Here is a 26,469-nt window from a genome sequence, read left to right as displayed (position 1 = left end):
GTACTCCATCGCAAGCTTCCCTCATCAAAAAGGAAAAGCGCATGAAAGCCGCAGTCTACGACAACCCCGGTCCTCCGGCAGTCTTGAGATATGCCGATGTGCCCGATCCGATTTGCGGGCCGGATGATGTTCTGATTGCCGTCGAGGCGATTTCGATCGAGGGCGGCGATCTGATCAATCGCCGGTCAACGCCACAGCAATTCCCTTGGATCGTCGGCTATGCTGCTGCCGGGACCGTTATCTCGATCGGGGCAAATGTGCGCGACCGGGCAGTCGGCGAAAAGGTGACTGCCTTCGATATGCATGGATCCCATGCGGAGCTCTGGTCCGTCCCCGCCTCGCGGACATGGCTGGTTCCGGACGGCGGTCAAATGGCACAGGCCGCCGCGCTGCCGATTTCCTTCGGCACGGCCTATCACTGCCTGATCACCAAAGGCGGCTTGCGTGAAACCGAGACGGTCCTGATTCAGGCTGCCGCTGGCGGCGTCGGTCTGGCGGCCATCCAACTGGCGCGTGACGCCGGGGCGACCGTTATCGCCGTGGCCAGCGGCAGTGAGAGACAGGCACGCCTGGCTGAGCTCGGCGCATCACATGTCATCGATCGCCTGGAGAAGGATGTCGTGGAGGAGGTTCTTCGACTGACCGGGCGTAAGGGTGCCGACCTCGTTCTCGATCCGGTTGGCTCGACCTTGCAGGCCTCGCTATCCGCACTCGCGCCCGAGGGTCGCCTCGTATTCGTCGGGAATGCAGGTGGCGGCAGCCTCAATGTCGACCTCTGGCAACCGATGCAGAACAATCAAACGCTTCACGGTGTCTTCATGGGGCCGCTTTTCGAGAGGCCGGCCGTATACAGGACCGTCAGCCAACTTCTCGAGGCCGTGGCCGAGGGACGCGTGGAAGTCGTGATCGATCGCGTGTTTCCGTTGAGCGACGCATCGAAGGCGCATGAATATGCGGAGACAGCCAAGCCGCTGGGGCGTGTTGTGATGGTGCCCTGACTTTGAGGATACAATCGCCTCCTGTCGCATACCCATTTACATGCGGGGTAACCCTTTGGCACCAGGGCCGTGATCAAAGCACTCGATCAGCATTTCGGTCAGCACCCGGACTTTTCTTGCGGGATGCTGCCCGGGCGGTCTGACGACATATATTCCGGCCGGGGGCGGTGGATGGCGTTTCATGACCGGAACCAACTCTCCTGAGTCGAGATAATCTTTTATGAGGTCGTCAGGGAGTGCGGCGATACCCAGACCGGCTGCTGCGGCGACAGCGAGAGCGGCCCCGTTATCGGCCTTGAAGCGTCCCTGTGGGCGAACGGTTATCACCTTGTCTCCATCCATCACTTGCCAGGCTTCCGTTCCCTGCATGAGAGCCTGATGGGCGACAAGCTCGTCCGGCGTCTCCGGAGAGCCATGGGCTTTGATATAATCCGGGCTTGCGACGTAACTCCCATAGAGGGGACCGACGCGTTTTGCGATCAGGCTGGAGTCCTGAAGGGTGCCAACGCGGATCGCACAATCATAGCCTTCCGCGATCAGATCCACGAAACGATCACTGTAACAGGTCTGGATCTGAAGATGAGGATGGCGGCGTGCCATTTGCGCAATCACCGCTGCGAAATGCGTCGGACCGAAGGAAAGTGGCGCGGCAACCCTGAGGCGACCGCGGAGCTCACCGGCGGGCACAATTGTTTCCCTGGCCACATCGATCTCGGCGGAAACCCTGGCTGCATAGTCCCGAAACGTTGCGCCGGCCTCGGTCAGGGAAGCCCCGCGGGTGGATCGGGCAAGGAGCTGGACACCAAGCTCCGCTTCGAGCCGCATGAGCCGGCGGCTGACCATAGACTTGGAGACGCCAAGTCGCAGCGCGGCAGCTGAAACACCTCCGGCATCCGCTACTTCAACAAAAGTCCGCAGGTCTTCAATGTCCACTTTGGCGTTCCCCGTCTTGCGACACAGCTCATCAGGAACGAGCACTACCGCATCACAAACGGGAATGACAAGTTTCGTCCCGCGGCAGCGCCTCGGAGGGCGCATGTCTTTTGAGCAAACGCGCTTCAATAAACCGCCAACATAGGATGAAACCATGACCTTTCGTAACGGCCTTGATTCACTTCTCCGCCCTGAAGACTCCGTCCTCGTCCTGATAGATCATCAGCCCTACCAGCTGGCCAACCTCAACAGCCATGACCCGCAAGCTGTGGTCAACCAAACGACCGCGCTGGCGAAGCTGGCAAAAGCCTTCAATGTTCCGACCATTCTCACCAGCGTGATCGCGGCGCGCGGCGGACTTCTCTTTAAGCAGATCACCGACGTATTTCCGGACCAGGAAGTCATCGATCGCACCTGGGTGAACACCTGGCAGGACGAGAATGTGGTGAACGTCGTCAAGGCGACCGGCCGCAAGCAACTGATCATCGCTGGGCTGTGGACCGAGGTCTGTGTCGCAATGCCTGTGATACAGGCTGCCGGCGAAGGCTGGGACGTGACCGTGATCACCGACGCGTCGGGCGGGATTTCAAAGGAGTCTCATGAAGTTGCCATCCAGAGAATGATCGCGGCCGGCGCGAACGTGATGACCGTGATGGCGCTCGCTGGCGAATGGCAACGCGATTGGGCGCGCACCGGGCATGTCGAGGAGCTGACCCAGATTCTCATCCAGCACTTCAGCGGCAGCGGCATCGCGTATCTTTGGGAGCAGCAGTTGCTCAACACGCCAGTGCCGACCACCAAAGGCGGTCACTAAAATCTAACAGACAATGACGGGGTTCTCGATGAACGTATCGCAAGTGCCTGGACGGTGCGTTGAACCTCGTCGTCCCTTTTTCATGACAGGTCGAAGTATCTGAAGCACCCGCCTGATTGTGCGCATGATGAATTTCCAGCGTCAGTCACCGGCGTAAACTGGCAAATATCCAGGAGCCAAAAATGGAAATCGGTATCGACAGTTTCGCAGCTATCCTCCCGGATCCGGCGACAGGCAAGCTTCCTTCGGCGACCGAGCGCATGGCCGAGCTCATCGAGGAGGTCGTCGTCGCGGACCGCGTCGGGCTCGATGTGTTCGGCATAGGCGAGCATCATCGCGGGGAGTTTCTCGACTCCGCACCGACTGTCATTCTGGCTGCGGCAGCGGCCCGGACCAACCGGATCAGGTTGACCAGCGCGGTGACCGTTCTGAGCGCCGCCGACCCGGTGCGGGTTTTTCAAGAGTTCGCAACGCTCGATCTGATCTCTAAGGGCCGCGCGGAAATGGTTGTCGGCCGAGGTTCGTTCGTTGAGGCCTACCCGCTCTTCGGCCTGGATACGCGGGATTATGACGACCTTTTTGCGGAGAAGCTCGATCTGTTTCTCAAGCTTGGCGAGACGACGAGCATCAACTGGGAAGGTCGTTTTCGCCCACCGCTCAGGGGGCAAGGTGTTTTCCCGCGTCCTCATCAATCACGGCTCCCGATATGGATCGGGGTGGGTGGAACGCCGCAATCCTTCGTTCGCGCCGGTGCGCTTGGCCTGCCGCTGATGATCGCAATCATCGGCGGCAGCTTCGAGCGCTTCCGTCCGCTTGTCGATCTCTATCGCGAAGCTGGCAGCCGCGCGGGGCATAGCCCCGAAGTGCTCAAGATCGGCGTTCACGCAATGGGTTTTGTCGGCGAGACCGACACTGCAGCGAAGGACGCTTTCTTTCCCGGCTGGGCGCATCTCACCTCGAAGATCGGTCGAGAGCGCGGCTGGTCGCCCCCGTCGCGCCAGCAGTTCGAAGCCATGGCAGGTCCGGAGGGCGTATTCCTGGTCGGCGATCCGCAGACGGTCGCAGCCAAGATGCTGCAGGCCAGTGAAACGCTTGGCGGCGTCTCTCGCATCACCTTCCAGATGAGCACAGCCTCTCTCGACACGGCAGCGATGAAGAGATCGATCGAACTTCTTGGCACTGAAGTCGCGCCAATCGTGAGGGCAGCGCGATAGCTGAAGGCCAGGCCGTATCGCAAAGCGGGGAACGCCGAATGGATATCGAGGATCTACGGTCTTTCGTCGAAGTTGCCGATGCCGGGGGCGTTTCTCCCGCGGCACGTCGACTGGGGGTCTCCAAGTCAATGGTCAGTCGGCGCCTCATCCGGATTGAGGAAGCGTTCGGCATCCAACTTCTTGCAAGAACGACCCGTGGCGCCGGTCTCACGGAAGCTGGGACTACGTTTCGAGAACATGCCGCCAGGATTTGTGCCGAGATCGACCTTGCGCGGGAAACGATCTCGCCTGCTGGTGATCTTCGCGGGCGCCTGCGGGTGGCCGTCCCGTTAACATCGGGCCCGATACACTTTGCACCCGTGCTTGCGGAGATGGCACGCCACCACCCGCGGCTCCAGATCCATGCCGACTATAGCGATCGCTTCGTCGATCTGATTGCGGATGGCTATGATTGCGCGATCCGGGTCGGGGCCTTGCGCGACTCGAACCTGATTGCAAGACGCGTCGGTCAGATTTACGGCAAGCTGGTAGCGAGCCCGGACTATATCAGAGCGCATGGTTCGCCTGAAACGCCGGACGAAATCGTCGCTCATCAAGCCCTGATTGGTGCCGAGGCGTGGCGGTTTATGGATGGCGACAAGGTCGTCACTGTGCAGCCGCAGGGGCGCTTCAGTTCCGACAACGGCGCGGCGCTCGCCAGCGCGGCCGCAGCAGGGCTTGGTATAGCGTGGCTTCCCGATTGTGTTACCCATGAATATCTTGCGTCCGGCGCACTCGTTCCAGTCATGACCCGCTTTCCGCTGCCTGTCGGTGGGGTCTACGTCGTGCGGCCATCCAGCCCGCACCCCGCGCGAAAAGTACGCATCCTCTCCGAGTTCCTGATCGGATCATTCGAAAGAAGCCCGCTTTTGTAGGGTCTGCGTGTTGACACATCGACTGCGCGTTCCGCCTTTTGCGACACAGTTCACCGCGCCGCGCAACTAGTCGCGGAGGCGCTCACCCGTTAGTCACTTGGGGCCATGCAGCGACCCCTGCGCTCCACGCAGGCAGGAGATCGCCAAACGGATGAGGTGAAGGCGCATGAGTTGGAACCCTGCAATCGAACCAGGCTGTCCTGACGAGGTCGGCATCGATTCGATCCAAACCCTTATCGTGCCGCGCTCTCGCGACCTTGGCGGCTTCGAGGTTCGGCGCGCCCTGCCGGCGCCGAAGCAGCAGATGGTGGGACCATTCATCTTCTTCGACCAGGCTGGCCCTGCCGAGCTGTTGACCGGCCAGGGCATCGATGTTCGGCCGCACCCCCATATCGGTCTTGGCACGGTCACCTATCTGTATCGCGGTGACTTTCACCACCGCGACAGCACCGGGGCTGACCAGATCATCCGTCCCGGTGAGTTGAACTGGATGGTTGCGGGGCGAGGTGTTTCCCATTCCGAGCGGACATCCGCAGCGGCGCGGACAGGGCCGAACGGCTTGTTCGGGATCCAGACCTGGCTGGCCTTGCCGGAAGCCCACGAGGACATGGCGCCGATGTTCGAACACCACGGCAAGGAGACGCTGCCGATGATCGAGGATCATGGTGTGTCGGTGAGGCTCATTCTCGGGAACGCCTATGGCAAGTTCGCTCCCACGACCATGTTTTCCGAAACATTCTATGCCGATGTCAGGCTTGAAGCAGGCGCTCGGCTGCCGATGCCGGACGATCATGAGGACCGGGGCATCTACATTGTCGAAGGCTCGATCTCGATCGCCGGCCGGGAGTTCGAAGCAGCCCAGATGATGGTGTTTCGTCCTGGCGACAGGATCACGGTCGCAGCCGGGGAAAAAGGCGCGCGGCTGATGATCTTAGGCGGGGCGACACTTTCCGGCCCACGCTACATCTGGTGGAACTTCGTCGCCTCATCCAGGGAGCGGATCGAGGAAGCCAAGGCTGAATGGCGGGCACAGAACTGGGGCGCGGGGCGCTTCGATCTTCCGATCGATGACCGGGATGAGCACATCCCGCTTCCAGAGTGATGGGGCGCGGGGAATTAGCATGTCAGCACGCCCTTTGAGGTCAGGCGCTATTGCGCGGCGGGTTGCGCCGCCGCTCCACGGTCCCTCTGGGGACTGGTGGGGGCAAGTGCGGTGGCGCGCGGGTGATCTATTTCTAACACGACACCGATATGCCGCTCTTTGCGCTTACCGCCTATGCCAAGAACGGCTTCTGGCAGTTGACCATGGTGCTTATGGACAGGTTCAAGAGGAGAAAGCCATGAGCAATGTTGCCGAAGCATCCGTCGTGGGCTTGAGCAGGCGGTGGCCTATGTCGAAGGCAGGGCCACCGCGAACGCCTATCGCGTCAATGTTCCCGAACGGATCGACGTGAAGGCGATCCACGCCAACCTCGACATGATGCAGGAAGAGTTCGCGGGCCAGTTCAGGCTTATCTTCAAGTTATCAACCGTGCGCCAAAGGCCGTTCAGAAGGCGTTGCAGGCGGCTTGACTGGAGCGGTCGCTTTGAACAAGCCGTCCTATGCAACGCTGATGCCTCGCCAGCGCCGCACGATGAAGATTTATGTCTTCAGCGGCACACCTTATCCCTCAACTCCACGATGGCATCCACTTCCACCAGCGCGTTGGCGGGGAGGCTTGAGACGCAGACTGCCGTTCGTGCGTGGCGTCCGCGATCGCCGTAAAGGGCGATGAAGAGTTCGGATGCGCCGTCGGCGATTTTCGGGCCGTCAGGGAAGCCCGCCGGCGCGGCAACGAATGCGCCGAGCCTCAGGACCTCCGCCAGGCAATCGAGGGAGCCTGCGGCGGCCCGAATGTTGAAGAGAAGGTTCAGAGCGCACATCTCAGCTGCCTTCTTCGCAGCAGCGAGGTCGTAGTCCGGCGCGACCGGACCGAAATAGCGCGGATTGCCGTTCCATTCGCAGATCTGCCCGGCAAGGAAGAGCAGATTGCCGCTCCGCTTGTAAGGAAGGAAATTGGCGCGGGACGGCGAGCTTTCCGGCAGAGAAAGGCCGAGCTCGGCGAGCCGTGCGAGCGTTTGATCGGTGTGATCAGCCATGATAGTGCCTTTTCATCCTACGTTTTTTCGGGCAGCATGTCTCGTATTCTCCTTATCAATCCGAACAGCAATCGGGAAACCACCGAGGCAATGGTCGCGATCGCCGCTTCCGCCATGCCCGATCACCACTTCGCGGGCAGGACGGCCCCCTTCGGGGAGAGCATGATCGTCGAACCGCAGGCGCTTGTGATCGGTGCGCGCGCCGTCTCCGCCATTCTCGCGGGTGAGATTGCCGAGGGGACGGTCTTCGATGGCGCGATCATCGCGGCTTTCGGTGATCCGGGCCTCGATGAGGCGCGTCGTCTCGGCACCGTTCCAGTCTGCGGGATCGGTGAGGCAAGCTTCCATGAAGCGGGTGCGGCCGGACGCAGTTTCGCAGTCGCCACGACGACACCTGCCCTTGAGCGGGCCATCGCGGAACGGGTCGAAAAGACGGGGCTTTCCAGCCGGTTCATAGGCTCCTTCTTTACCCCCGGTGATCCCTTTGCGGTTATCGCTGATCCCGCAAGACTGAAGGAAGAGCTTAGCCTGACGGTGGAGGCGGCAATTCGGGCCGGTGCGGAGGCCGTCATCATCGGTGGCGGACCTCTGGCCATGGCTGCGCGCGATCTGGGAAGGCGCCATGCGGTGCCGATCATCGAGCCGGTTCCGGCTGCCGCCCGGCGCATTGCCGCCATGCTTCATCCGTGTTGATACCCGGCGAGCCTTGCGGCAAATCCGATGAGCGAACGGTCGGAGCCGCGCGGGCCGATAATGGAAAGCCCGTACGGCGCGCCATCGACCTTGCCTGCTGGAAAGACCACTTGCGGAAGTCCGGTCATGCCCGCCACACATAGAAACGGCATCGCAAGGTGGCGAAAGCCGTCGAAGACTTCCTGCGGTGCGTCGAGCCGGAAGGGCGCATCATGCACTACCGGCGCCAGCAGGACGCCGTCCGTGCCGAGCATGTCATCCATTTTGTCACGGAAAGCAGCGCGCAGGGCATTTGGTCCTTCAGCTTCGGCGGCGCTGATGGATCGGGCCTGGGCGAAGCGCTCGTCGATACCGCGGGCAAGCGGCATGCCGCTCTTTTCGATCCAGGGAACAACGGATTGCTTGGCGTCATATGCCTGCAGGATACGATAGGCCTCATAAAGGGCATCAGCGCCGCCTGCGGGGTAAATCCTTGCTTCCTGAGCAGAAAGATCACCAAAAAAGGAGTCGTAAACGGCTTTCTGCTCTTCGCCGAGGCGGGCCACCATGTCGACGGGCCGGATGAGACGCGGGGTTTCCGGCAGTTCGATCCGATCGTTCCCAAATACGACGGCGCCGGTCTCGGCAAGGGTTTTCGCATCGCGAGCGAAAAAGCCGCAGGTATCGAAGCTCGCCGCAAGCTCCATGCAGCCCTCGAGCGAAATGCGAGCGTGGGTTGGGCGGATGCCCCATAGCCCGCAGAAACTGGAGGGCGCGCGGACGGATCCGCCCGTATCGGTCCCCAAGCCGATATCGGCAAGTCCGGCGGCGACCGCGGCAGCCGAGCCGGAGGAGGAACCGCCCGGTATCCGATCGGGTGCCGCGGCATTGATGGGTGTGCCGAAATGCACGTTCATCCCGTAAAGCGACCAGGCAAGCTCATCGGTATGGGTTTTGCCGACAAATCGGGCGCCTGCATCGAGAAGCTTCTGTACGACAGGCGCGGTTTTGGTCTTGATATCGCTTTCGGCGAGCTTGGTTGGGCAACCGCAGCCGGTGCGGTATCCGGCGACATCGAAAAGATCCTTGACGGCAAGCGTCAATCCGGCAAGCGCCCCCTCAGGGGAGGAGGCGACCGCCACAGGCGGGTAGGGCATGAAGGCGTGGACCGGGTCGTGTTCAAGAAGCATGGAATTCCCGTATGGAGTTATCAAGCGATCGCCGGCGCGGCGGTAAGGCCATTTGAGGCGGGTGAGTGCCCCTCTTCGAGATTGCAGGCCACCTGCCGGCCGGGACTAGGGGCAAAGAAGGGCGGCAGCGCCCTCAGACATTGCGGCTGCGCTTCCGTACACCGCGGCGCGAAAGAACAGACATCCGGCTTCGTTTCCAGCGAGGGCGGCGAGCCCGCAATGGCATCAAGCCGCGTACCGCGGTCGACGCCATGCAGGTTCGCCGCGAGAAGACCGCGGGTATAGGGATGGCGCGCATCCTTGATGATATCGCGGGTGCTGCCGGATTCGACGACATTGCCGGCATACATCACCGCCACGCGATCGGAGATTTCCACCGCAACGCCGATGTCGTGGGTGACGAAAATAATGCTCATGCCGAACTCGCGCTGAAGTTCACGCAGGAGCAGGAGGATCTGTATCTGCACCGTGGCATCGAGCGCCGTGGTCGGCTCGTCGGCGAGCAGCAGCTTGGGGCGGCAGGCCAGTGCCAGCGCGATCATGGCACGCTGGCGCATTCCGCCCGACATCTCGTGCGGATAGTTCTTGAGCCGCCGCTCCGGTGAAGGAATACGCACCCGCGTCAGCATATCGAGCGCCACCTCGCGTGCTTCGGCACGGCCGACGCTCTTGTGACGCATGACCGTCTCGGCGATCTGGTCGCCGATCGTATAGACCGGATCGAGCGCCAATGCCGGCTCCTGAAACACCATGGAGACATCGCCACCGCGATAGGCCGAAAGCCGCGCGCCGGAAAGCGTCATGATATCCGTGCCGTTGACGCGGATCGTGCCGTCGATCTCCGCTCGCTTGGGTGGCAGAAGGCGCAGGAGCGTCTTGAGCGTTACACTCTTGCCCGAACCGGATTCACCCAGCAAACCCAGCATCTCTCCTTCCTGCAGGCGCAGATTGAGCCCATTGATGGCATGGACGGTCCGCTCGCCATTGAAGCGGACATGCAGGTTCTCGATCTCGAGCAAGGGAGCTTCGCTCATGCTGCGACCTCCTTGCCTGCAAGTGAATGGCCGGAAGACGGATCCCGCAGATGGCAGGCGGCGAGATGATCGGGATTTTCACCGAAAGTCGCAAGCGTGGGGGGCTTATCGCGGCACACATGCTCGGCAAACCGGCAGCGGGTGTGGAAACGACAGCCCGAAGGCGGATCGATCGGATTGGGCGGGTCACCGGCCAGTGGCGGCTCTTCCGTGCGATTGTCGGGGTCCATGGAAGGCATCGCCGCGAAAAGCGAGACGGTATAGGGGTGAGCCTGCTTCGCATAGATGGCTTCGACCGGCCCGACCTCCACGACTTCCCCGAGATACATGACCAGCACGCGGTCGGAAATATAGCGCACCACGTTCAAATCATGGCTGATGAAGACATAGGTGAGGCCGAATTCCTTGCGCAGCTCAGTCAAAAGATTGAGCACCTGTGCCTCGACCGATTTGTCGAGCGCCGAGACCGCCTCATCGAGAATGACGAGGCGCGGAGACATGGCAAGCGCGCGCGCGATATTGACGCGCTGGCGCTGGCCGCCGGAAAGCTCATGCGGATAGCGATGAGCGAAACGGTTGGGATCGAGCCCCACCCGCGCCATCAGGTCGCGTGCCCGGTCTTTTGGATCGGAAAGCCCCTGCACTTTCGGTCCGAAGGCGATCGAATCCGCGATGGTGAGGCGCGGATTGAGAGAGGCATAGGAATCCTGAAAGACCATCTGCACCGAGCGGCGCATTTCCTTGAGCGAGATGTCCGAGCCCAGAATATCACCGTCGAAGATGACGGAGCCGTCATCGAGCTCCGTCAGCCCGATCAGGAGGCGGGCGGTGGTCGATTTCCCGCAGCCCGATTCTCCGACGATGCCGAGTGTCTCGCCCTTACGCACTTCGAAGGAGACGCCATCGACGGCATGGACGGTAGCCGTCTGCCGGTTGAGGAGGCCGGAGCGGACCGGAAAATGCTTCTTCAGGTTCTGGGCAAGAATGAGCGGCTGTCGCGGACCGCCGCGATCCGCCTGGTGGGGAAGGACTTCAGTCTTTGACATTCATGGCACTCCTCAGCCCATCACTCAGAAGGTTGAGACAGAGCGACGTAATGAAGATCATCACGCCGGGCAGGGCGGCAACGATCGGGTTTACATAGATGGCGGTGCGCAACGTATTGAGCATCAGCCCCCATTCCGGCTGGGGCGGCTTGACGCCGATGCCGAGGAAGGAAAGCCCTGCGGCAAGGATCATGCACACGCTGGTAAGGCTCGTAGCATAGACGAAGATGGGGCCGAGCACATTGCCGAGCACATGCACGCGGACGATGGTAAATGCATTGCCGCCGGAGGCGCGCGCCGCATCGATATAGTCGAGCGAGCGCACGCTCGAGGTCACGCTCTCGGCAACCCGCGTAATCGGCGGGATGAAGACGATGGTGAGAGAGACAAGGCTGTTGACGATGCCTGCGCCGAGCGCACCGGAAATGGCGATCGCCAGAAGAACGGAGGGGAAGGCGAAGAAGATGTCGACGGTGCGCATGATAATCGTGTTCACCCACCCACCGACATAACCAGCCGCCACGCCGAGAACCGTGGCGATGAAAAAGGCGAACACCACCGGCAAGAGCCCGATGAGCAGCGTCAGCCGGCCGCCATAGATGAGGCGGGCGAGCATGTCGCGGCCCTGTTCGTCGGAACCGAGCGGAAGTCCCTCCGTGCCGATAGGCCGAAGCCGCTTGATCATGCTACCTCGATAGGGGTCTGCGAGATCGAGCCAGGGGGCGAAGATGGCGGCGAGGATCAGGAGAAGGAGAATGACGGCGCAGGCAACGGCGATCCTGTCCTTAAGGAAACGGCGCAGCACATTCGACCAGTAGCTCCGCGTCTTCGCCGCGGTAGCGGTGATCTCGGACGGCGACGATGCCGCCGATGGAGAAATGGCGGATGCCATGGCTCAGCTCCTCTTGATGCGCGGGTCGATTGCGGCTTGAGCGACATCCACGATGAGATTGGCGAAGATGAAGAACAGGGCGAGCACGAGGATCGTGCCCTGCAGCAGCGGCAGATCGCGCTGGAAGATGGCGTTTGACAGGAGAAAGCCCGACCCCGGCCAGTTGAATACGGTTTCGATGAGGATCGAGCCGCCGAGAAGATAGCCAAGCTGGATGCCCATGACGGACAGGGCAGTGGGAGCGGCGTTGCGCACGACATGACGCAGGACGGCACCTTGGTTGAGCCCTTTGGCATAAAGTGCCTGGACGAAATCCATGGAAAAAATCTCGCCGACCAGCGCCCGCACCGTGCGCGCTACGATGCCGATCGGCACCACCGACAGCGTGATCGCAGGCAGGACGAGATGGCGGATATGCGCCCAGTCCCATGCCCAGTCGGCGGAACCGCCGGAGCTGCCGGGGCCGGCGCCCATGGCCGGCAGCCAACCAAGTGTTACCGAGAAAACGATGACAAGGACAATGCCGAGCCAGTAGTTTGGCAAGGATACACCGGTGATCGCCACCGCGGTGATCGCCTTATCAACGACGGTATCGCGGAAATAGCCGGCCAGAAAGCCGAGAATGAGACCGACCGGAAAGGCGACGAAGCTTGCGGCTACCGCAAGCAGCAACGAGTTGCGTACCGCATTGAAAACCTCTCCCACCACCGGGCGCCCTGTCGCGATGGATTCTCCGAGATCCCCGGTGACGGCCTTGCCGATCCAGATGCCGTATTGGACGGGCAACGGCTTGTCGAGACCGTAGGCCGCGCGCATCGCTGCCTGCTCCTCCTGGGTCGCGTCGACCGCCATGATGGATGTCAGTGGATCGCCAGGGGCGATGTGCACGAGCAGGAAACAGATGATACTGACGCCAATGGCGACAGGCACGATATAGAGGAGACGGCGCAGGAGATAGATCAGCATAGGCTCTGCGTTCTTTTCGACGGTTATGATCCCCGGAGCCGCTGCCCTGCCGGGCAGAGGCAAAGAAGCCTCATTCCTCCATGGTGATGCTGGAGAAATTCTGGAACCAGTTTTGCGCCTGGACGTAGCCCTTGACCTTCGGGCTCATGGCGCGGGGAGCGACGTCATGCGTCACCATCAGGAAGAGGGCGTCGTTGACGAATTTCTCATGCGTACGTCGCATCACTTCATCCTGCTTTTCCGCATCGAAAGTGGTGCGAATCTCCTTGAACAGCGCCTCCATGTCGGGATCGCAATAATGGCCCCAATTGGTGCCGTTCGGTGCCGTCAGATCACAGCCGAGGTGACGGATAAAGCCTGTGAAAGGATCCTGGATGAAGTACGTGAAATTGATCGATTGCGAGCCTTCGACGCTCTTGTCCGCGGCGCCTGCGCGCCACAGATTGATCATCTGGTTCCATTCGACGACCATGAACTCGACATCGATATAGACTTCCGCAAGGCTCTGCTGGATGAACTCGTTCATTGGCAATGGCAACATCTGACCGGAGCCGGAAGGCGAGATCAGCGCCTTGACTTTGAGGCGGTTGTCCGGCCCATAGCCGGCCTCTTTCATCAGCGCCTGCGCGGCTTCCAGATCATATTTCACCTCGAAGGTAGGGTTGCCGAACCATTGGCTCGACGGCGGGAAGAAGCCTTTGGCCGGGACCATGAGCCCGCCAAGCAGTTCCTTCATGGAATCCCGGTCGATGGCGAGGTTTGCTGCCTTGCGCACGCGGATGTCATTCCATGGCGAGCCTTCAAGCCGCGATAGATGCCAGGTCCAGTTATGCGGGTAGGCGTTGGAGACGACCTTGAAGCCATTCGCCTCGATTGCCGAAATCGTGTCGGGAGCAGGCGCCTCGATCCAGTCGACCTGGCCGGACATCAGGGCTGCAGAGCGGGCGTTGGGCTCGGGCAATGGGATCAGCACCATACTGTCGAGCTTCGGCACGCGGGTCTTGTCCCAGTAATCGGGATTGGGGATGAATTCGGCGCGCTCGCGCGGCACGAAGCTTGCAAGCTTCCAAGGGCCGGTGCCCGAGGGTGCCTTCGCGACTTCTTCCCAGTTCTTGCCCTTCGCCTCCCAATTGGCCTTGGAAGACATGGTGATCCAGGAAAGCTGATAAGTGAGGGTTGCATCCGGCTCTTTGGTCGTGATTTCAAGCGTGTAGTCATCGATGGCTCGGTAGGAGGCAACAGCGGGAATGCGCGACTTGCCCTGCGCAGCCTGGCGCGGGTCGTATTGCTCGCTGTCCGCCTTCAGAAGCTTGTCGAGGTTCCAGACGGCGACTTCCGCCGTGAATTCGCTGCCGTCATGAAACTTCACACCCTTGCGTATCTTGAAAGTCCATTTGGTCTGATCGCTCGGATCGGCGCTCCATTCCTCGGCTAATCCCGGAAGGAGCTGAGAGGGCTTGTCGGCGCTGGTCAGGTCCCATTCGATAAGGGAGTCGTAGACCGTGTAGCCCATAAAGCGCTGCCCTTCGCCACCCTGATCGGTCTGGCCGGTCGTCAGTGGAATATCCGCGGCCGTCATGCCGATCCGCAATGTCCCGCCCGCGAAAGCCGAGGTGGCGAGAAAAGTAGCTGCGGCAGCGGCGAGGAGGGCTTTTCGAAGGATCGCTGAAACCATCATTGAACTCCTGAATATCAAACACGGAAGGGAGGCTTGCGTCCCTGTGTCGACATCGAAGCAAGCGCCATGCCAGACGAGAATTGCCAAAGCAGTTGCGAAAATTGAGGAAGCGAGCTGAGGGCCATGAATTGTTCAACTCGCCAATTGCTTAATTTTTGGGCAAAATTGAAATTGTATATAATTTGATCTTCCAGGTTCGACTAAATCAGCATACGGCGCGGAAGAATGCGGAGCCTGCCGGCCAGCCAATCGACAACCGGTGCTTCTCAACAGCAATCTGCTAACGGCCAGGCATATTGCTATCACGCTGAGAAATAGCGTCGGATACGGTGAGTGACGCAGCGTCAAAGCTCCCCACAGCGCGCGGATCCGGCCCGAGGGCGAGTGCGGGCGACGCTAAACTTTGGTCGAACGCAGATTCAGGAACGACACGGCGCAAGAGGCTGACCCCAGGCGCCATTCGCGGCGGCCGTGTCAAGCTGACCCACGACGAAATCGTTGCCCACAAGCGGGCTGTGACTGCGTGATCACCCGATTCTAGGCCGAGGGCAAAATCTCAGCTCCACGAAGTTGATCCGTCGAGGAGCTTACTGCTCAGCGCCGGGGCCGAGAGACTTCAGATATGCGATTATATCCTGCCGGTCCTGCTCATTGGTGATCCGCATGGTCATTGTCGTGCCGCGGACAAGCATCGCGGGGGCCGCCAGATAGGCATCGAGATTTTCCTCGTTCCAAACCAGCTCCGATTGAGAGAGTGCTTTCGAATACCGCGCTCCTTCAACTGAGCCAGCCTTGCGACCCAGGACACCCGCAAGCGACGGGCCGGCCCGATTTTGACCGTTTACCGTGTGGCAGCCGCTGCAACGGGAAAAGAGCGTTTCTCCGCGGGCTGAGTCGCCTTCAGCAGCGGCAAATGTGGGACAGAGCGCCAAACTGACGAGGGCGCAAGAGGCGACCAGCTTCATTCTATTCATGGATTGAATGCCCTTTCTACTCTACGCGTCGGCCTACGTGGCAAACCACGTTGCACAATGGTCTCGATCGACCTGGAACCCGCACTTAGGAGGTAATGACAATCAATCCGAGGCGATAGCTCAATCCTGCGTGATTATTGCCCGATCCTGCCGATATCAAAATAACTTGAGAAGATACCCGGACCAAATCGCAGTAGACGACACTCTGGTCAATCAAAGAAAATGAGCAGGACGATGTCTCTAAAACGGGATCTGCGCGAGGAATCGGCGAGCATACGCCAACGTATTTTGGATGGCCTCGCGCTTCTCCGTTGGGACGGCATGAACTTCGAGCATGCAGTGCCGGGACTTACGCTCTATCGTATCGAGGAACCGCCCGGTCCCTTTTCGACCATCTACGAACCGAGCCTGTCGCTTATCATCAAGGGAAGCAAACGCGTAAAGGTTGGCAACGAAACGCTCGTTTACGACGAATCCAGCTTCTTCCTGACGACCATCGGCCTGCCTATGTCTGGACAGATCTGCGCGGTAAGCAAGGGCGAGCCCTATATCGCAGCCACCATCCGGCTTGATCTGGAGAAGTTGCGGCGGATCATCGCCGACTACGATCCACCTCCGACCGAGGTGCCGGAGCGTGACCTCGGCGTCGTCGTCGGCGTCTCCACGCCGGAAATGCTCGATGCGCTTTCACGGCTGATTTCCCTTGCGAATTCGCCGGGAGACATCCCGTTCTTTTCCACCCATATCCATAACGAGATTCTCTATCGACTTCTCACAAGTGAGCAAGGTGCGCGCCTGAGACGCTTTGCACTTGCCGGCACGAACAGCAACCGCGTGGCAAAAGCCATTGCGTGGCTGAAGGAGAATTATACGCGACCACTGCGTGTCGAAGAACTGGCGGAGATAGCAAATATGGGGGTTTCCACCCTGCATCGGCATTTTCGTGCGATGACAGCCATGAGCCCTCTACAGTTCCAGAAGCACCTGCGCCTGCATCACGCGCGGGAACTGATGCTTGCGCAATCACTCGACGCGACGACGGCCGCACTCCGTGTCGGTTACGAGAGCCCGACGCAGTTCAGCCGGGAGTATAGACGAGCATTCGGCCATCCACCTCTGCGTGACATCAGAGCGATCCTGAACTCCGATGAATCGGGCAGACCCAATTCAGTCGGTTAGCTCTCCGCATGCCGACCACGGCGTCGAAAACGCGCTCGAACGAATTGCTTCGGCAAAGCCGGTGAACGCGTTCTCAGCAAGTCGACAGGAATGGGCAATAATCCGGCAGGATTGATCCTACTTCTTTTCCGGTTGGACCTCTAAGCTGACGAGGAAATCTGGCGAACGGCCGCGGGTCTCAAGCCGCATGCCCGGCCACATATCCGGGACGGTATGCCCGGGTCGCGCGCCCCAACATAGGAGAAGAGTTCATGGTGACTGTAACGATCAACGGCACCGAACATACGGTGGAAGCCGATGCGGATATGCCGCTTCTCTGGGTCATACGCGACTTGGTCGGACTGACCGGCACGAAATTTGGCTGTGGCATGGCACAGTGTGGTGCCTGCACCGTCTATCTGGACGGAACGCCGGTGCGGTCCTGTCAGACCTTCGTCGGCGAGATAGAAGGGGCACAGGTAACGACCATCGAGGGGATCAGCGGCAAGGTTGCAGAAACCGTACAGGCCGTCTGGACCGATCTAGATGTTCCGCAATGCGGGTACTGTCAGTCCGGACAGATCATGTCGGTGACGGATCTGCTCACGAACAATCCAAAGCCCACGGACGAGGACATCGACGCAGCAATGGCAGGCAATCTCTGTCGATGCGCCACATACCAGCGAATCCGCGCCGGTATTCACGAGTCCGCGAAGCGTCTGGAGGCCTGAGACATGATCCCGAAACTGATGCAATCCGCCATCATTCCCACCGCAAAGGTGCAGGCCTCCCGCCGGCAATTCCTTATCGGCGCAATCGCGGCCGGTACCGGCCTTGCGGTCGGCTATCGCCTGCTATCCGCGTCGCCGGCTGCTGCCAGCGAGACAGCGGCAGCAAACGAGGCGCATGCCTTTTCGCCCTATGTAACGATCGATGCAGATGGCAAGGTAACTGTCCTCTCGTCGCAGTTCGAAATGGGCCAGGGTTCCTACAATGGTATCGCCACCCTCGTTGCCGAAGAACTTGAAGCGGACTGGGCAACCATCGACGTCAAAGGCGTGGCGGGCGATGTAAAAGCCTATGGCAACATCGCTTTCGGCGGCGCGTTGCAGGGAACAGGCGGTTCCACCTCGATGGCTACTTCATGGGAACGCTATCGCAGGGCAGGGGCTGCCGCCCGCTCCATGTTGATCGCCGCCGCAGCCTCCGAATGGGGCGTGCCTGCAACGGAGATCACCGTCGAGAACGGCATTCTCTCGCACCCGTCCGGTAAAAGCAGTGGTTTCGGCACGTTTGCAGCCAAGGCGGCGACTCTGCCGGTGCCGACCGACGTGACGCTCAAGCAGCCGGGCGATTGGAAACTCATCGGCAATGCCGGTCTGAAGCGCTTCGACAGCGCCCGCAAGGCGAACGGAACAGAGCAATACACGATCGACGTGAAACTGCCGGGCATGCTGACGGCAGTGATGATCCATCCGCCGCTGTTCGGCGCCAGGGTCAAATCCTTCGACGCCTCGGCAGCCCGCGCCATCAAGGGCGTCGTCGACGTCGTCGAAACACCGCGCGGTGTCGCGGTCGTCGGCGAGAACATGTGGACGGCGCTCAAGGGGCGTGATGCCGTTACCGTCGAGTGGGACGAATCAGCGGCGGAAAAACGCGGCACGCCCGAGCAGATGTCGATCTATCGCGACCTCGCGAGCAAGCCTCCGGCAGCGATTGCCCGCAAGGACGGTGATGCCGACGCCGCATTCGCAACGGCTGCCAAGGTGATGGAGGCAAATTTCGAGTTTCCCTATCTGGCCCATGCTCCGATGGAGCCGCTGAATTCCGTCTCCCGCATGAACGCCGATGGCACGCTCGAAATCTGGGGCGGGCACCAGTTTCCGGACACATACCAGGCACTCGCCGGCGAAATTGCCGGAATCGCCCCCGACAAGGTGATCCTGCATGTCATGAAAACGGGCGGAAGCTTCGGCCGGCGTGCCGTGTTCGACGGGGACGTGGTCGTGGAGTCAGTGTATGTCGCAAAGGCTCTCGGCTTCCGCGCGCCCGTGAAAGTGCAGTGGACGCGCGAAAATGACATGCGCGCCGGCCGCTACCGTCCCGCTTATGTACACGGCATCAAGGCCGGTATCGACGCGAATGGAAAGCTCGTTGCGTGGAGCAATCATGTCGTCGGCCAGTCCATCATGGCGAACACCGCCTTTGCGGGAATGATCCAGAATGGAGTCGATCCCACCTCCATCGAAGGCGCGAACAATCTGCCCTATGCCATACCCAACCAGACTGTCGGCCTGACAACCACGGAATTCGGCGTCCCGGTTCTGTGGTGGCGTTCGGTCGGCTCGACGCATACAGCCTTTGCAGCCGAGGCCTTCCTTGACGAGGTAGCCGAGGCGGCCGGGCGCGACCCGGTCGAATTCCGATTGTCCATGCTCGAGCCGGAATCGCGTCACGCCGCCGTCCTCAGGCTGGCGGCGGAAAAGGCGGAGTGGGACAAGCCTCTGCAGGAAGGTCGCTTCCGGGGCGTCGCCGTTGCCGAAAGCTTCGGCTCGGTCGTAGCGCATGTCGCGGAAGTGTCGAACGACGGGAACGGCCAGATCAAGGTGGAGCGTATCGTCTCCGCGGTGGATTGCGGTCTGGCCATCAACCCGGATCAGGTCCGCTCCCAGGTCGAGGGCGGCATCGGCTTCGGACTTGGCGCCATCCTGAGCGAAGAGATCACTTTGACGAATGGCCAGGTCGATCAAGGGAATTTTGATCTCTATACGCCGCTTAGGATCGACGCCATGCCGAGGGTGGAGGTCCATATCCTCGCTTCGGCCAATCCGCCGACCGGCATCGGCGAGCCCGGCGTTCCGCCCGTCGGACCCGCAATCGCCAACGCTGCCTACAAGGCACTCGGCAAACGGATACGTGTGCTGCCTTTCGCAAAGTCGCTCAACGCGTAATCTCCCGTGCGCGGTCGATTTTGTCGGCCGGGCACATTTCCGCGTGACAAGCGCGAGAGACGCGGCGGGGCTTGATTTCGCCGTCGCGCTCGGTATCACCTACCAGGGACAGATCGCCTCGGACGCCCGGGACCACGCCGTAAAACCTTCCTGAACGTGAAGTTCTGACATCGCGTGAGTGCTCGGTGATTTAATGGGGCGATCGCGGTGACTGAAGTCGTGGCGAGTAGGCGGATACCGTAGGCTGAGTTAGGTGTGCCTCCGTCCCAGAACATCGACGATGCGTTCGAGAAAGCGCTCGCATTTTTCGATTTGGGAAATCTCGACATATTCGTCGGGCTTGTGCCCCTGCGTCATCTCGCCGGGCCCGCAGATCAGCACCGGGATATCGAGACCTTCAGCGAAAAGACCGCCCTCGGTGCCATACGCCACCTTGATCGTCGGCAGGTTGGTGTCCAGAAGCGACGCCACGAGCCTTACCGTCGGACTGTCCTCGGGCGTATCAAGGCCGGGGTAGCCCGACAGCGTCTCAATCCTGATCGCCGCTCCGGCGAAACGATCGCGATGAGGAGCGACGATGGTCTCGGCATCGCGGAGGAGGTTCGACAGGATAGCTGAAGGATCATCCGCGGCGATATGGCGAATCTCGAAATCGATCTCGCAGGATCCGGGCACGATGTTCAGCGCTTCGCCGCCCCGCATGATACCGGCATGGATTGTGGTGTAGGGGATGGCGTAGGCCGGGTCCTGTGCACCGTTTGAAGCGAGTTCCTCTTGGCGGATCTGCAATCTCTGCAGGAAGGCGGCGCCGAGATGAAGGGCATTGAGCGCTTTCGGGGCGAGGGCCGAATGCCCTTCCTGCCCCTGGCAGCAGGCCCTGAGGGCCGTCTTGCCCTTGTGGCCTGTAGCAATGCGCATCCCGGTCGGTTCGCCGATCAGGCAGAGGGCCGGGCGCAGCGGCTCCTGGGCAAGGCTTTCGATCATGCCCCTCACGCCGAGGCATCCCACTTCCTCGTCATAGGACAGCGCAAGGTGCAGCGGCTTTTGCAAGTTTCGTCCCGCCGCATTCAGCATCGCATGGATGGCGGCGGCGACAAAACCTTTCATGTCGACGGCGCCGCGGCCATACCAGCGCCCTTCGTCCTGTCGCAGGACGAAGGGATCGGAGCTCCAGCCCTGGCCGGCAACAGGGACCACGTCGCTGTGCCCGGACAGGATGATGCCGCCATCGATCTCGGGCCCGACAGTCGCCCACAGGTTGGCCCGGCTGCCATCGGCATGAGAAAACCGGCGCACGGTAATGCCGGCCGGCACGAGCAGGCTCTCGACATAGTCGAGAAGCTCCAGGTTTGATTGCCGGGAGATAGTCGGGAAGCCGATCAGTCGGGACAGGATTTCGGATATTTCAGGTGCCATTGGCTTGGTATCCGGATTGTGGGCGGGGAGCCGTGACTCCAGCGACGGTGGCGTGTCTACCATTACGCCTTGGGAGAGATCACGATGCCCGGCAGACCGCCGTCGTCGGCCGCTTCGTGGCAGTGATCGATGAAGGCCTGGATGGTGCGCGACACATGCGCGACCCGGGACATGGCAAGCCCCAGTTGAAGCGGCTGGACGTCGCTTTCGAGCGGAATGAATTTCAGAGGCCGGCCATCGAGGGATTCTGTCGAAATCGTGCGCAGGTTGGTGATGCCGAAACCGTATCCGGAGGCAACCAGGCTTCGCTGGACGGCCACCTCCACGGTGCGCTCCGAGATGCGCGGGCGCTGCCCCAGGTGGCGGAAATGGGACATGAAGTATTCGGCGCTATGGGGCAAGTCTAGAAGCACCATCGGGTGATCCAGCAGATCCTCCGGCCGCAGCCGGTCGCGGCGCGCCAGCGGATGGTCGGGGAATATCAGCACGAAGGGCGGCAGCGCGTGCAGCGGCTTGAAAGCGATATCGCTCGGCAGCGCCAGATCGTAGGTGAGGGCGACGTCTATCCGCCCTTGCCCCAAAGCCTCGAAAATCTGCGCCTGATCGAGCTCCTGCTGCGAAAAGTCGACGTTCTCGTACTTGTCTTCGAAGCTGCGCCGGAGCTGCGGAATGATGGTCTGGACGAAGGTTCGCATGCAGCCGACGCGCAACGATCCCCGGATCATGCCGGTGAAGACCGTCGCCAGCTCGTTCAGCCGGGCGGCCTCTTCCAGAACCACGCGCGCCTGTTCCATGAACCGCTCGCCCGTCGGTGTTAGCACGGAGCCCTGGGCATGGCGGCGGGTGAAAAGCTGTACCCCGAATCCCGACTCCAGCTGGGCGATGGCGGAGGACATCGATGGCGCGGAGACGTTCTTCCTGTCGGCGGCCGTGGCGATACTGCCCGCTTCGCCAACGGCGATGAAATACTCGAGCTGTCGAAGCGTGAATCGAAGCGGCATAGTGCTTTCATATCCTCTAGCTGTCGGCCGCTGCGGTCACTCGTCGCCCGGCACACCGTAGGAGGGGGCGCTGCGTGGGTCGAGCGCGCGCGTCACATAGGCGTTCATCTGCGGTTCGAAGACCTTCCATGCTTCGGTGAGAGCGTCAATCGGGCATCCCATGGTCCAGTCGATACGCAGTTCGGCAATCGGCCAGCTTTGCCGGTCCACCATCAGCAGGCCAGCCGAATGCACGGGGCCTGCCTCGCCGCCGGCAGTCAGACCCGCGGCAAGCGCCGCCATCAGTCGACCGCCCAGTCCACCTTTAGTGCTGCGAAATGTGGTGACCATTGCCTCCGGGACGGCGGTATCGGCAAGCAGGTTGCCCGCCGCAGCCACGTCCACGTCCTGCGCCTCGCTCCACAGGCCGAGCACATGGGAGCCGGAATAGATCGCGCTTTCGCCGGTGCGCCCGACTGCGAGCACCTGGCGCCAGGCCATATGCTCGCCGGTCCGCTCAAGGATCGCCAGTGCCTCGCCAGGCGTGGCTCCACGCTCCATAAGGTCCAGCGTTTTCGGCCCCAGGCGCGGATCGGTGACGTTTTGCGTTGAAACGGCCCCGACACCCGCCCGGGCAAAGGCGCAACGGGCCGCCACGGCAGGGGAGGAGGAGGAGATGGCGAGACCGAACATCCCCGTTTCGGGGCAGTGGCCAACGATGGAAAAGGTCATGTTCTATCCTCGATGCGTTTGCTACGGGCGGGTTGGTTCAGGCGAGGCGATCAATCAGGAATGACGGCGGTCGCGTCGATTTCGACCAGCCATTCGGGACGGGCCAGCGCCACGACCACCAGACCGGTGCAGACCGGGTGCACGCCGCGGATATAGTCGCCCATGGTGCGATAGACGGCTTCGCGGTGACGCACGTCGGTGAGGTAGACCACGAGTTTGGTTACATGCTCCATCCTGCCGCCGCATTCCTCGACCAGCTGGCGGATGTTCTGCATCACCTTATGGGTCTGTTCGACCGGGTCATGACTGTCGATGTTCTTTGCAGTATCCAGGTCCTGCGGGCACTGGCCTCGCAGGAAGATGGTCGTTCCGCGGGCGACCACCGCCTGCGCCAGATCGTTGTCGAGCTTCTGCTCGGGATAGGTTTCGCGAGTGTTGAATTTGCGGTGACGGATATGGGCCATTTGGTACCTTTGTTTGTTTGAGCTGTGCTCTCGGCCGCAGCACGGTTGTGGTTAAGGATGGCCGACAGCGGGATGCCGTGCCGGCGGAGCGGATGTGGCAGTCCTCATGCCCACGGGCGCGTCGCGATCATGGCGAAGCGATCGTCATAGGCGGAGTGCCAGGCGGCAAGCGGCTGGCGGCCGTTGCGCCAGTCGAGATCGGGAAAGCGGAAATCGAGCCACCCGAGCGCGCAAGCATAGGCGATGCTGCCAATATCCACAGTCTCCGGGTCGGGGATGTCGGAGAGCATCGCATCCAGTGCATCCGATATCTTTTCGCCCTGCTTGTCGACCCATTGCGACCAGCGCAGCGGCTCCGGCCTTAGCAGGGTCTCGTAGCGCACCAGCAGCGCGGCATCGAGCAGCCCGTCGGCCAGCGCCTGGCGCCGCAAGGCGCTCCAGCGGGCAGGGCCCGCGGTGGGGAACAGGCGGAGCGTCGAACCTCCGCCCTCTTCGGCCGCGAGAGCATCCATGTATTCGCAGATGACCCGGCTGTCATACAGCGTCGTTCCGTCCGACGTGCTGGCGGCAGGCACCTTGGCCAGCGGATTGAACGCCTGGATACGGGTGTCGCGTTCGATCGGGTTTGCGGCGCTGTCGAGGATGTCGATCCTATCGGCGAGGTCGAGCTCGTGTGCGCACACCATGACCTTACGCACAAAGGGCGAGGCCGAGCCCCAGTAGAGCGATATGCGGATCATGCTTCCGTTTCCTCTGCTATCTGCAGGACGATCTTGCCGAAATTCGAACCGCTCTCGAGCAGGCGATGCGCCTCGGCGGCTTGCGCGAGCGGCAGAATGGAAGAGATGACGGGACGGACACCTGCGGCGCCCATATGCGGCAGCAGATGCCGGACGATATCCTGGACGATGCCTGCTTTTTCCTCATCCGGCTTGGGCCGCAGCGTCGAGGATGTCAGCCAGAGCCCCTTGCGCATCAGCAACCCGAGATCGATGCTGGCCACAGCACCGGTCATGAACGACAGGCCCACATGACGCCCGCCCGGCGCCATCAGCGTCAGATGCCGGTTGACGGCCTCGCCGCCGAGGATGTCGAGAACGACGTCGACGCCTCGACCTTGGGTCAGCGCAAGGATGCGTTCGTCCTGGCCGGGTTCGCGGTAGTCGATCGCCGAGACGCCCATCGTGGCGAGCCTTGCGCATTTTTCGGGCCCGCCTGCAGTCGTGATCACGCTTGCGCCGACGACTTTTGCCAGCTGCAGCGCCAGCGTGCCGATGCCCGACGCGCCGCCCTCGATGAGCAGGACGTTCCCGGAGCGGAGCGCACCCCGGTCGAAGAGGTTGTGCCAGATGGTAAACAGCCCCTCCGGAAGAGCCGCGGCCTCGACCAGGGAAAGTCCCACAGGGATCGGCAGGCAATGGTCGGCGCGGGCACAGACATGCGTCGCATAGCCACCCGCCTTGACCAGCGCCATGACGTCGCTCCCAATCAAATTGGGAGCCACGCCCTCGCCACAGGCCACCACGCGTCCCGCCACCTCCAGTCCGAAAATGTCGGACGCGCCGGCCGGCGCGGGCAAGGCGCCGGATCGCTGCATGATGTCGGGTCGGTTGATGCCGGCCGCAGCAACGGCGATCAGCACTTCACCAATGGCCGGGCGTGGAACGTCGCGCTGCACGCATGTCAGAACCTCAGGTCCGCCATGGGCTTCGGCGATTACGGCGGTCATGGTTCGCGGGATGGCGGCAGCCTCGGCAGTCATAGGTCAGCTCTTCCGAAAAGTGTAAGCGTTGAGACGCTCGGGCGGAGACAGCGCCCCCCGATCGAGCTTCGTTGAAAACCGACTATTCCTTTTCGTAGGCAGCGTAATTTCGCTGCACCACGATGTGGGTGGCGATGTATTTCGCGTCGTACCAGCAGCCATAGATGAAGGATGACGCACGGTTGGTCAGTTCGGGAAGGCCAAGGAAATAGATACCCCTTTCCGCCGAGATCCCGCGCTTGTGGAACGGCGTGCCGTCCTCGTGGAAAGCATCGACATCCAGCCAGCTGAAATCGAACTTGAAGCCGGTTGCCCAGATGATCGTCTTGATCCCGGCCTCGGCCAGATTGAGCTGCAGGATCGGATTGGCGATGCAGTCGGGGTTCGGCGCGATATCCCAGGCTTCCGGCTCCAGCGGCAGGTCGATGCCGTTGCGCTCGACATAGGCGTCGGCCTCACGCAGCACATCCAGATAGGCCCGATCCCCCTCGGCAATGTTATCCGCGAGGTCGTTGTTGATGTTCAATATTCCGTCGCCGTAGCCGCTGGTCATGCCAAGAACCGTGACCCCTCTTTCGGCCAGACGGCGGAAATCGACAGTCTTGCCGCCGTCGTAACCGCTGACGGCGAAGGCCACGTGCTTCTTCTTGGCAATCGTCTTGATCTCGTCCCACTTGCCGAGGACGCCCAGCCACCAGACGTAATCGCGCGCGCGGTACGAGCGGGGCGGGCGGTAGTGCTCGCCGATCGACAGATAGACCTTGCGGCCGGCGCGCTGCAATTCCTCGGCAATCTGCGAACCGGAGGCACCGCCGCCGACGACGAGGATGGCACCGTCGACCAATTGCCCCGGGTTCTTGTAGGCGGAGGAATGGAGCTGCTCGATCCCGGCTTCGGCCGGAACGATGTCGGGATATTGCGGCACCTGGAACGGACCGGTGGCGGCCACCACCCGCTGCGCTTCGATCAGGCCCTCGGACGTGGTGACGAGGAAGCCGGGGCGTCCCTCGTTGCGCTGGACACGTTTGACCTCGACGCCCGTGCGAATTGGGGCGCCGATCATGTTCGCGTAGTCTTCGAAGTAGCGCGCCATTCTTTCCTTGGGCGGAAAGGTGTCGGGCGAAACGTCGTCGAATTCGAGGTTCGGAAAACGGTCGTGCCAAGCCGGCCCATTGGCAACGAGAGAGTCCCAACGGCCCGACCGCCACTGCTCGGCCACCCGGTTCCGCTCAAGAACGATGTGCGGGACGCCGCAGTCCTTCAGGTGTTCGCTCATGGCGATCCCGGACTGACCGGCGCCGACGACGAGCGTATCTATCTTTTCGATTGTCATCTTCATTTCCTAGATTTGGGCAGTGCGATCAGACGGGGTGCCCCTTGCTTCAGGGGGAGCGGGACTGGCTGATCAGACGTCTCCCGCAGAAAATTGCGTGCGACGGGCTGCGGTGAAAAGAAGTATCTTCCTTGTTAGAAGCTCGGGAAAACCTTGGTGGCTCAAACCGAGCACGTTTGTCCGGCCGGGGCGTCGACCCGACGTGCTGC

Annotated in this window: 25 protein-coding genes; 9 read left to right on the top strand and 16 right to left on the bottom strand. The window is 61.4% G+C overall.

The window, feature by feature from the left end:
• The first annotated feature begins 41 nt into the window (after positions 1 to 41).
• Positions 42 to 998 carry a zinc-binding alcohol dehydrogenase family protein gene (locus tag YH62_RS24315; protein ID WP_046796894.1) on the top strand — a complete coding sequence of 319 codons (957 nt, stop codon included), beginning with the start codon at positions 42 to 44 and terminating at the stop codon, positions 996 to 998.
• A 36-nt stretch (positions 999 to 1,034) separates the two neighbouring features.
• Here the strand turns inward: YH62_RS24315 and YH62_RS24310 are convergent, their stop codons facing one another.
• Complete coding sequence (locus YH62_RS24310; protein ID WP_046796973.1) at positions 1,035 to 1,931, bottom strand: LysR family transcriptional regulator; 897 nt, start codon at positions 1,929 to 1,931, stop codon at positions 1,035 to 1,037.
• A 154-nt stretch (positions 1,932 to 2,085) separates the two neighbouring features.
• On the opposite strand from YH62_RS24310, the gene YH62_RS24305 reads away from it, so the two are divergent.
• The 4 genes from YH62_RS24305 (at position 2,086) to YH62_RS24290 (ending at position 5,975) form a co-directional block, all read left to right on the top strand.
• Positions 2,086 to 2,745: a hydrolase gene (locus YH62_RS24305; protein ID WP_046796893.1), complete on the top strand. Its 660-nt coding sequence runs from the start codon at positions 2,086 to 2,088 to the stop codon at positions 2,743 to 2,745.
• 182 nt (positions 2,746 to 2,927) lie between these two features.
• Entirely contained in the window at positions 2,928 to 3,959 is a 1,032-nt protein-coding gene (locus tag YH62_RS24300; RefSeq protein WP_046796892.1) for an LLM class flavin-dependent oxidoreductase, read from the top strand.
• 38 nt (positions 3,960 to 3,997) lie between these two features.
• Positions 3,998 to 4,873 (top strand): LysR family transcriptional regulator, encoded by an 876-nt coding sequence (locus YH62_RS24295; protein WP_046796891.1) that lies wholly within the window; start codon positions 3,998 to 4,000, stop codon positions 4,871 to 4,873.
• Between the two features lie 166 nt (positions 4,874 to 5,039).
• Complete coding sequence (locus tag YH62_RS24290) at positions 5,040 to 5,975, top strand: pirin family protein (protein ID WP_046796890.1); 936 nt, start codon at positions 5,040 to 5,042, stop codon at positions 5,973 to 5,975.
• A 548-nt stretch (positions 5,976 to 6,523) separates the two neighbouring features.
• Here YH62_RS24290 and YH62_RS24285 read toward each other — a convergent pair.
• Positions 6,524 to 7,012 (bottom strand): RidA family protein, encoded by a 489-nt coding sequence (locus YH62_RS24285; protein WP_046796889.1) that lies wholly within the window; start codon positions 7,010 to 7,012, stop codon positions 6,524 to 6,526.
• A gap of 36 nt (positions 7,013 to 7,048) precedes the next feature.
• Between YH62_RS24285 and YH62_RS24280 the strand changes: the two genes are divergently transcribed.
• Positions 7,049 to 7,705 carry an aspartate/glutamate racemase family protein gene (locus tag YH62_RS24280; RefSeq protein ID WP_046796888.1) on the top strand — a complete coding sequence of 219 codons (657 nt, stop codon included), beginning with the start codon at positions 7,049 to 7,051 and terminating at the stop codon, positions 7,703 to 7,705.
• Here the strand turns inward: YH62_RS24280 and YH62_RS24275 are convergent.
• The 7 genes from YH62_RS24275 to YH62_RS24245 form a co-directional block, all read right to left on the bottom strand.
• The gene (locus tag YH62_RS24275) at positions 7,693 to 8,874 is read right to left on the bottom strand and encodes an amidase (RefSeq protein ID WP_046796887.1); all 1,182 of its coding nucleotides are present in this window, start codon (positions 8,872 to 8,874) and stop codon (positions 7,693 to 7,695) included. The genes YH62_RS24280 and YH62_RS24275 overlap by 13 nt on opposite strands.
• A 20-nt stretch (positions 8,875 to 8,894) precedes the next feature.
• On the bottom strand, positions 8,895 to 9,908 hold the full coding sequence (locus YH62_RS24270; protein WP_046796886.1) for an ABC transporter ATP-binding protein: 1,014 nt from the start codon (positions 9,906 to 9,908) through the stop codon (positions 8,895 to 8,897).
• Positions 9,905 to 10,954: an oligopeptide/dipeptide ABC transporter ATP-binding protein gene (locus YH62_RS24265; RefSeq protein ID WP_046796885.1), complete on the bottom strand. Its 1,050-nt coding sequence runs from the start codon at positions 10,952 to 10,954 to the stop codon at positions 9,905 to 9,907. Before YH62_RS24265 ends, YH62_RS24270 begins: the two co-directional genes overlap by 4 nt.
• Complete coding sequence (locus YH62_RS24260) at positions 10,941 to 11,846, bottom strand: ABC transporter permease (protein ID WP_082118485.1); 906 nt, start codon at positions 11,844 to 11,846, stop codon at positions 10,941 to 10,943. Before YH62_RS24260 ends, YH62_RS24265 begins: the two co-directional genes overlap by 14 nt.
• Before the next feature lie 3 nt (positions 11,847 to 11,849).
• Positions 11,850 to 12,812 carry an ABC transporter permease gene (locus YH62_RS24255; RefSeq protein WP_046796884.1) on the bottom strand — a complete coding sequence of 321 codons (963 nt, stop codon included), beginning with the start codon at positions 12,810 to 12,812 and terminating at the stop codon, positions 11,850 to 11,852.
• Positions 12,813 to 12,882: 70 nt separating this feature from the next.
• Positions 12,883 to 14,487, bottom strand: coding sequence for an ABC transporter substrate-binding protein (locus tag YH62_RS24250; protein WP_046796883.1), 1,605 nt, complete (start codon positions 14,485 to 14,487; stop codon positions 12,883 to 12,885).
• A 590-nt stretch (positions 14,488 to 15,077) separates the two neighbouring features.
• Positions 15,078 to 15,455 (bottom strand): cytochrome c family protein, encoded by a 378-nt coding sequence (locus YH62_RS24245; RefSeq protein WP_052760497.1) that lies wholly within the window; start codon positions 15,453 to 15,455, stop codon positions 15,078 to 15,080.
• A 243-nt stretch (positions 15,456 to 15,698) separates the two neighbouring features.
• Here YH62_RS24245 and YH62_RS24240 point away from each other — a divergent pair, with 243 nt between their 5' ends.
• From YH62_RS24240 to YH62_RS24230, 3 genes are all read left to right on the top strand, one after another.
• On the top strand, positions 15,699 to 16,643 hold the full coding sequence (locus YH62_RS24240) for an AraC family transcriptional regulator (protein WP_245282171.1): 945 nt from the start codon (positions 15,699 to 15,701) through the stop codon (positions 16,641 to 16,643).
• 251 nt (positions 16,644 to 16,894) lie between these two features.
• A complete protein-coding gene (locus tag YH62_RS24235) occupies positions 16,895 to 17,353 on the top strand; it encodes a (2Fe-2S)-binding protein (RefSeq protein WP_046796880.1) in 459 nt (152 codons plus the stop codon).
• A 3-nt stretch (positions 17,354 to 17,356) separates the two neighbouring features.
• Complete coding sequence (locus YH62_RS24230; RefSeq protein WP_046796879.1) at positions 17,357 to 19,573, top strand: xanthine dehydrogenase family protein molybdopterin-binding subunit; 2,217 nt, start codon at positions 17,357 to 17,359, stop codon at positions 19,571 to 19,573.
• A 249-nt stretch (positions 19,574 to 19,822) separates the two neighbouring features.
• On the opposite strand, the gene argE is transcribed toward YH62_RS24230, so the two are convergent.
• The 7 genes from argE to YH62_RS24195 all read right to left on the bottom strand — a co-directional run bounded on the left by argE (position 19,823) and on the right by YH62_RS24195 (position 26,260).
• Entirely contained in the window at positions 19,823 to 20,989 is a 1,167-nt protein-coding gene (gene argE, locus YH62_RS24225; protein WP_046796878.1) for an acetylornithine deacetylase, read from the bottom strand.
• Positions 20,990 to 21,051: 62 nt separating this feature from the next.
• A complete protein-coding gene (locus YH62_RS24220) occupies positions 21,052 to 21,990 on the bottom strand; it encodes a LysR family transcriptional regulator (RefSeq protein ID WP_046796877.1) in 939 nt (312 codons plus the stop codon).
• A gap of 36 nt (positions 21,991 to 22,026) precedes the next feature.
• Entirely contained in the window at positions 22,027 to 22,701 is a 675-nt protein-coding gene (locus YH62_RS24215; protein ID WP_046796876.1) for a DUF1028 domain-containing protein, read from the bottom strand.
• Between the two features lie 50 nt (positions 22,702 to 22,751).
• A complete protein-coding gene (locus tag YH62_RS24210) occupies positions 22,752 to 23,165 on the bottom strand; it encodes a RidA family protein (RefSeq protein ID WP_046796875.1) in 414 nt (137 codons plus the stop codon).
• A gap of 104 nt (positions 23,166 to 23,269) precedes the next feature.
• Positions 23,270 to 23,905 (bottom strand): glutathione S-transferase N-terminal domain-containing protein, encoded by a 636-nt coding sequence (locus YH62_RS24205; protein ID WP_046796874.1) that lies wholly within the window; start codon positions 23,903 to 23,905, stop codon positions 23,270 to 23,272.
• Positions 23,902 to 24,927 carry an NAD(P)H-quinone oxidoreductase gene (locus YH62_RS24200; protein ID WP_046796873.1) on the bottom strand — a complete coding sequence of 342 codons (1,026 nt, stop codon included), beginning with the start codon at positions 24,925 to 24,927 and terminating at the stop codon, positions 23,902 to 23,904. The genes YH62_RS24205 and YH62_RS24200 overlap by 4 nt, the downstream gene beginning before the upstream one ends.
• 82 nt (positions 24,928 to 25,009) lie before the next feature.
• Entirely contained in the window at positions 25,010 to 26,260 is a 1,251-nt protein-coding gene (locus YH62_RS24195; protein WP_046796872.1) for an NAD(P)/FAD-dependent oxidoreductase, read from the bottom strand.
• Positions 26,261 to 26,469 lie beyond the last annotated feature (209 nt).

The organism is Rhizobium sp. LC145 (assembly GCF_001005825.1).
In the GTDB taxonomy this organism is placed as follows: Bacteria; Pseudomonadota; Alphaproteobacteria; order Rhizobiales; family Rhizobiaceae; genus Neorhizobium.
The sequence above is the reverse complement of the archived record's forward strand: the minus strand, read 5'-3'. Positions and strand labels throughout refer to the sequence as shown.

What these genes read in the sequence shown, in the direction of transcription:
- YH62_RS24315 (WP_046796894.1), top strand. Translation starts at nt 42, where the DNA reads ATGAAAGCCGCAGTCTACGACAACCCCGGTCCTCCGGCAGTCTTGAGA.
- YH62_RS24305 (WP_046796893.1), top strand. Translation starts at nt 2,086, where the DNA reads ATGACCTTTCGTAACGGCCTTGATTCACTTCTCCGCCCTGAAGACTCC.
- YH62_RS24300 (WP_046796892.1), top strand. Translation starts at nt 2,928, where the DNA reads ATGGAAATCGGTATCGACAGTTTCGCAGCTATCCTCCCGGATCCGGCG.
- YH62_RS24295 (WP_046796891.1), top strand. Translation starts at nt 3,998, where the DNA reads ATGGATATCGAGGATCTACGGTCTTTCGTCGAAGTTGCCGATGCCGGG.
- YH62_RS24290 (WP_046796890.1), top strand. Translation starts at nt 5,040, where the DNA reads ATGAGTTGGAACCCTGCAATCGAACCAGGCTGTCCTGACGAGGTCGGC.
- YH62_RS24285 (WP_046796889.1), bottom strand. Translation starts at nt 7,012, where the DNA reads ATGGCTGATCACACCGATCAAACGCTCGCACGGCTCGCCGAGCTCGGC.
- YH62_RS24280 (WP_046796888.1), top strand. Translation starts at nt 7,049, where the DNA reads ATGTCTCGTATTCTCCTTATCAATCCGAACAGCAATCGGGAAACCACC.
- YH62_RS24275 (WP_046796887.1), bottom strand. Translation starts at nt 8,874, where the DNA reads ATGCTTCTTGAACACGACCCGGTCCACGCCTTCATGCCCTACCCGCCT.
- YH62_RS24270 (WP_046796886.1), bottom strand. Translation starts at nt 9,908, where the DNA reads ATGAGCGAAGCTCCCTTGCTCGAGATCGAGAACCTGCATGTCCGCTTC.
- YH62_RS24265 (WP_046796885.1), bottom strand. Translation starts at nt 10,954, where the DNA reads ATGTCAAAGACTGAAGTCCTTCCCCACCAGGCGGATCGCGGCGGTCCG.
- YH62_RS24260 (WP_082118485.1), bottom strand. Translation starts at nt 11,846, where the DNA reads ATGGCATCCGCCATTTCTCCATCGGCGGCATCGTCGCCGTCCGAGATC.
- YH62_RS24255 (WP_046796884.1), bottom strand. Translation starts at nt 12,812, where the DNA reads ATGCTGATCTATCTCCTGCGCCGTCTCCTCTATATCGTGCCTGTCGCC.
- YH62_RS24250 (WP_046796883.1), bottom strand. Translation starts at nt 14,487, where the DNA reads ATGGTTTCAGCGATCCTTCGAAAAGCCCTCCTCGCCGCTGCCGCAGCT.
- YH62_RS24245 (WP_052760497.1), bottom strand. Translation starts at nt 15,455, where the DNA reads ATGAAGCTGGTCGCCTCTTGCGCCCTCGTCAGTTTGGCGCTCTGTCCC.
- YH62_RS24240 (WP_245282171.1), top strand. Translation starts at nt 15,699, where the DNA reads ATGTCTCTAAAACGGGATCTGCGCGAGGAATCGGCGAGCATACGCCAA.
- YH62_RS24235 (WP_046796880.1), top strand. Translation starts at nt 16,895, where the DNA reads ATGGTGACTGTAACGATCAACGGCACCGAACATACGGTGGAAGCCGAT.
- YH62_RS24230 (WP_046796879.1), top strand. Translation starts at nt 17,357, where the DNA reads ATGATCCCGAAACTGATGCAATCCGCCATCATTCCCACCGCAAAGGTG.
- argE (WP_046796878.1), bottom strand. Translation starts at nt 20,989, where the DNA reads ATGGCACCTGAAATATCCGAAATCCTGTCCCGACTGATCGGCTTCCCG.
- YH62_RS24220 (WP_046796877.1), bottom strand. Translation starts at nt 21,990, where the DNA reads ATGCCGCTTCGATTCACGCTTCGACAGCTCGAGTATTTCATCGCCGTT.
- YH62_RS24215 (WP_046796876.1), bottom strand. Translation starts at nt 22,701, where the DNA reads ATGACCTTTTCCATCGTTGGCCACTGCCCCGAAACGGGGATGTTCGGT.
- YH62_RS24210 (WP_046796875.1), bottom strand. Translation starts at nt 23,165, where the DNA reads ATGGCCCATATCCGTCACCGCAAATTCAACACTCGCGAAACCTATCCC.
- YH62_RS24205 (WP_046796874.1), bottom strand. Translation starts at nt 23,905, where the DNA reads ATGATCCGCATATCGCTCTACTGGGGCTCGGCCTCGCCCTTTGTGCGT.
- YH62_RS24200 (WP_046796873.1), bottom strand. Translation starts at nt 24,927, where the DNA reads ATGACTGCCGAGGCTGCCGCCATCCCGCGAACCATGACCGCCGTAATC.
- YH62_RS24195 (WP_046796872.1), bottom strand. Translation starts at nt 26,260, where the DNA reads ATGACAATCGAAAAGATAGATACGCTCGTCGTCGGCGCCGGTCAGTCC.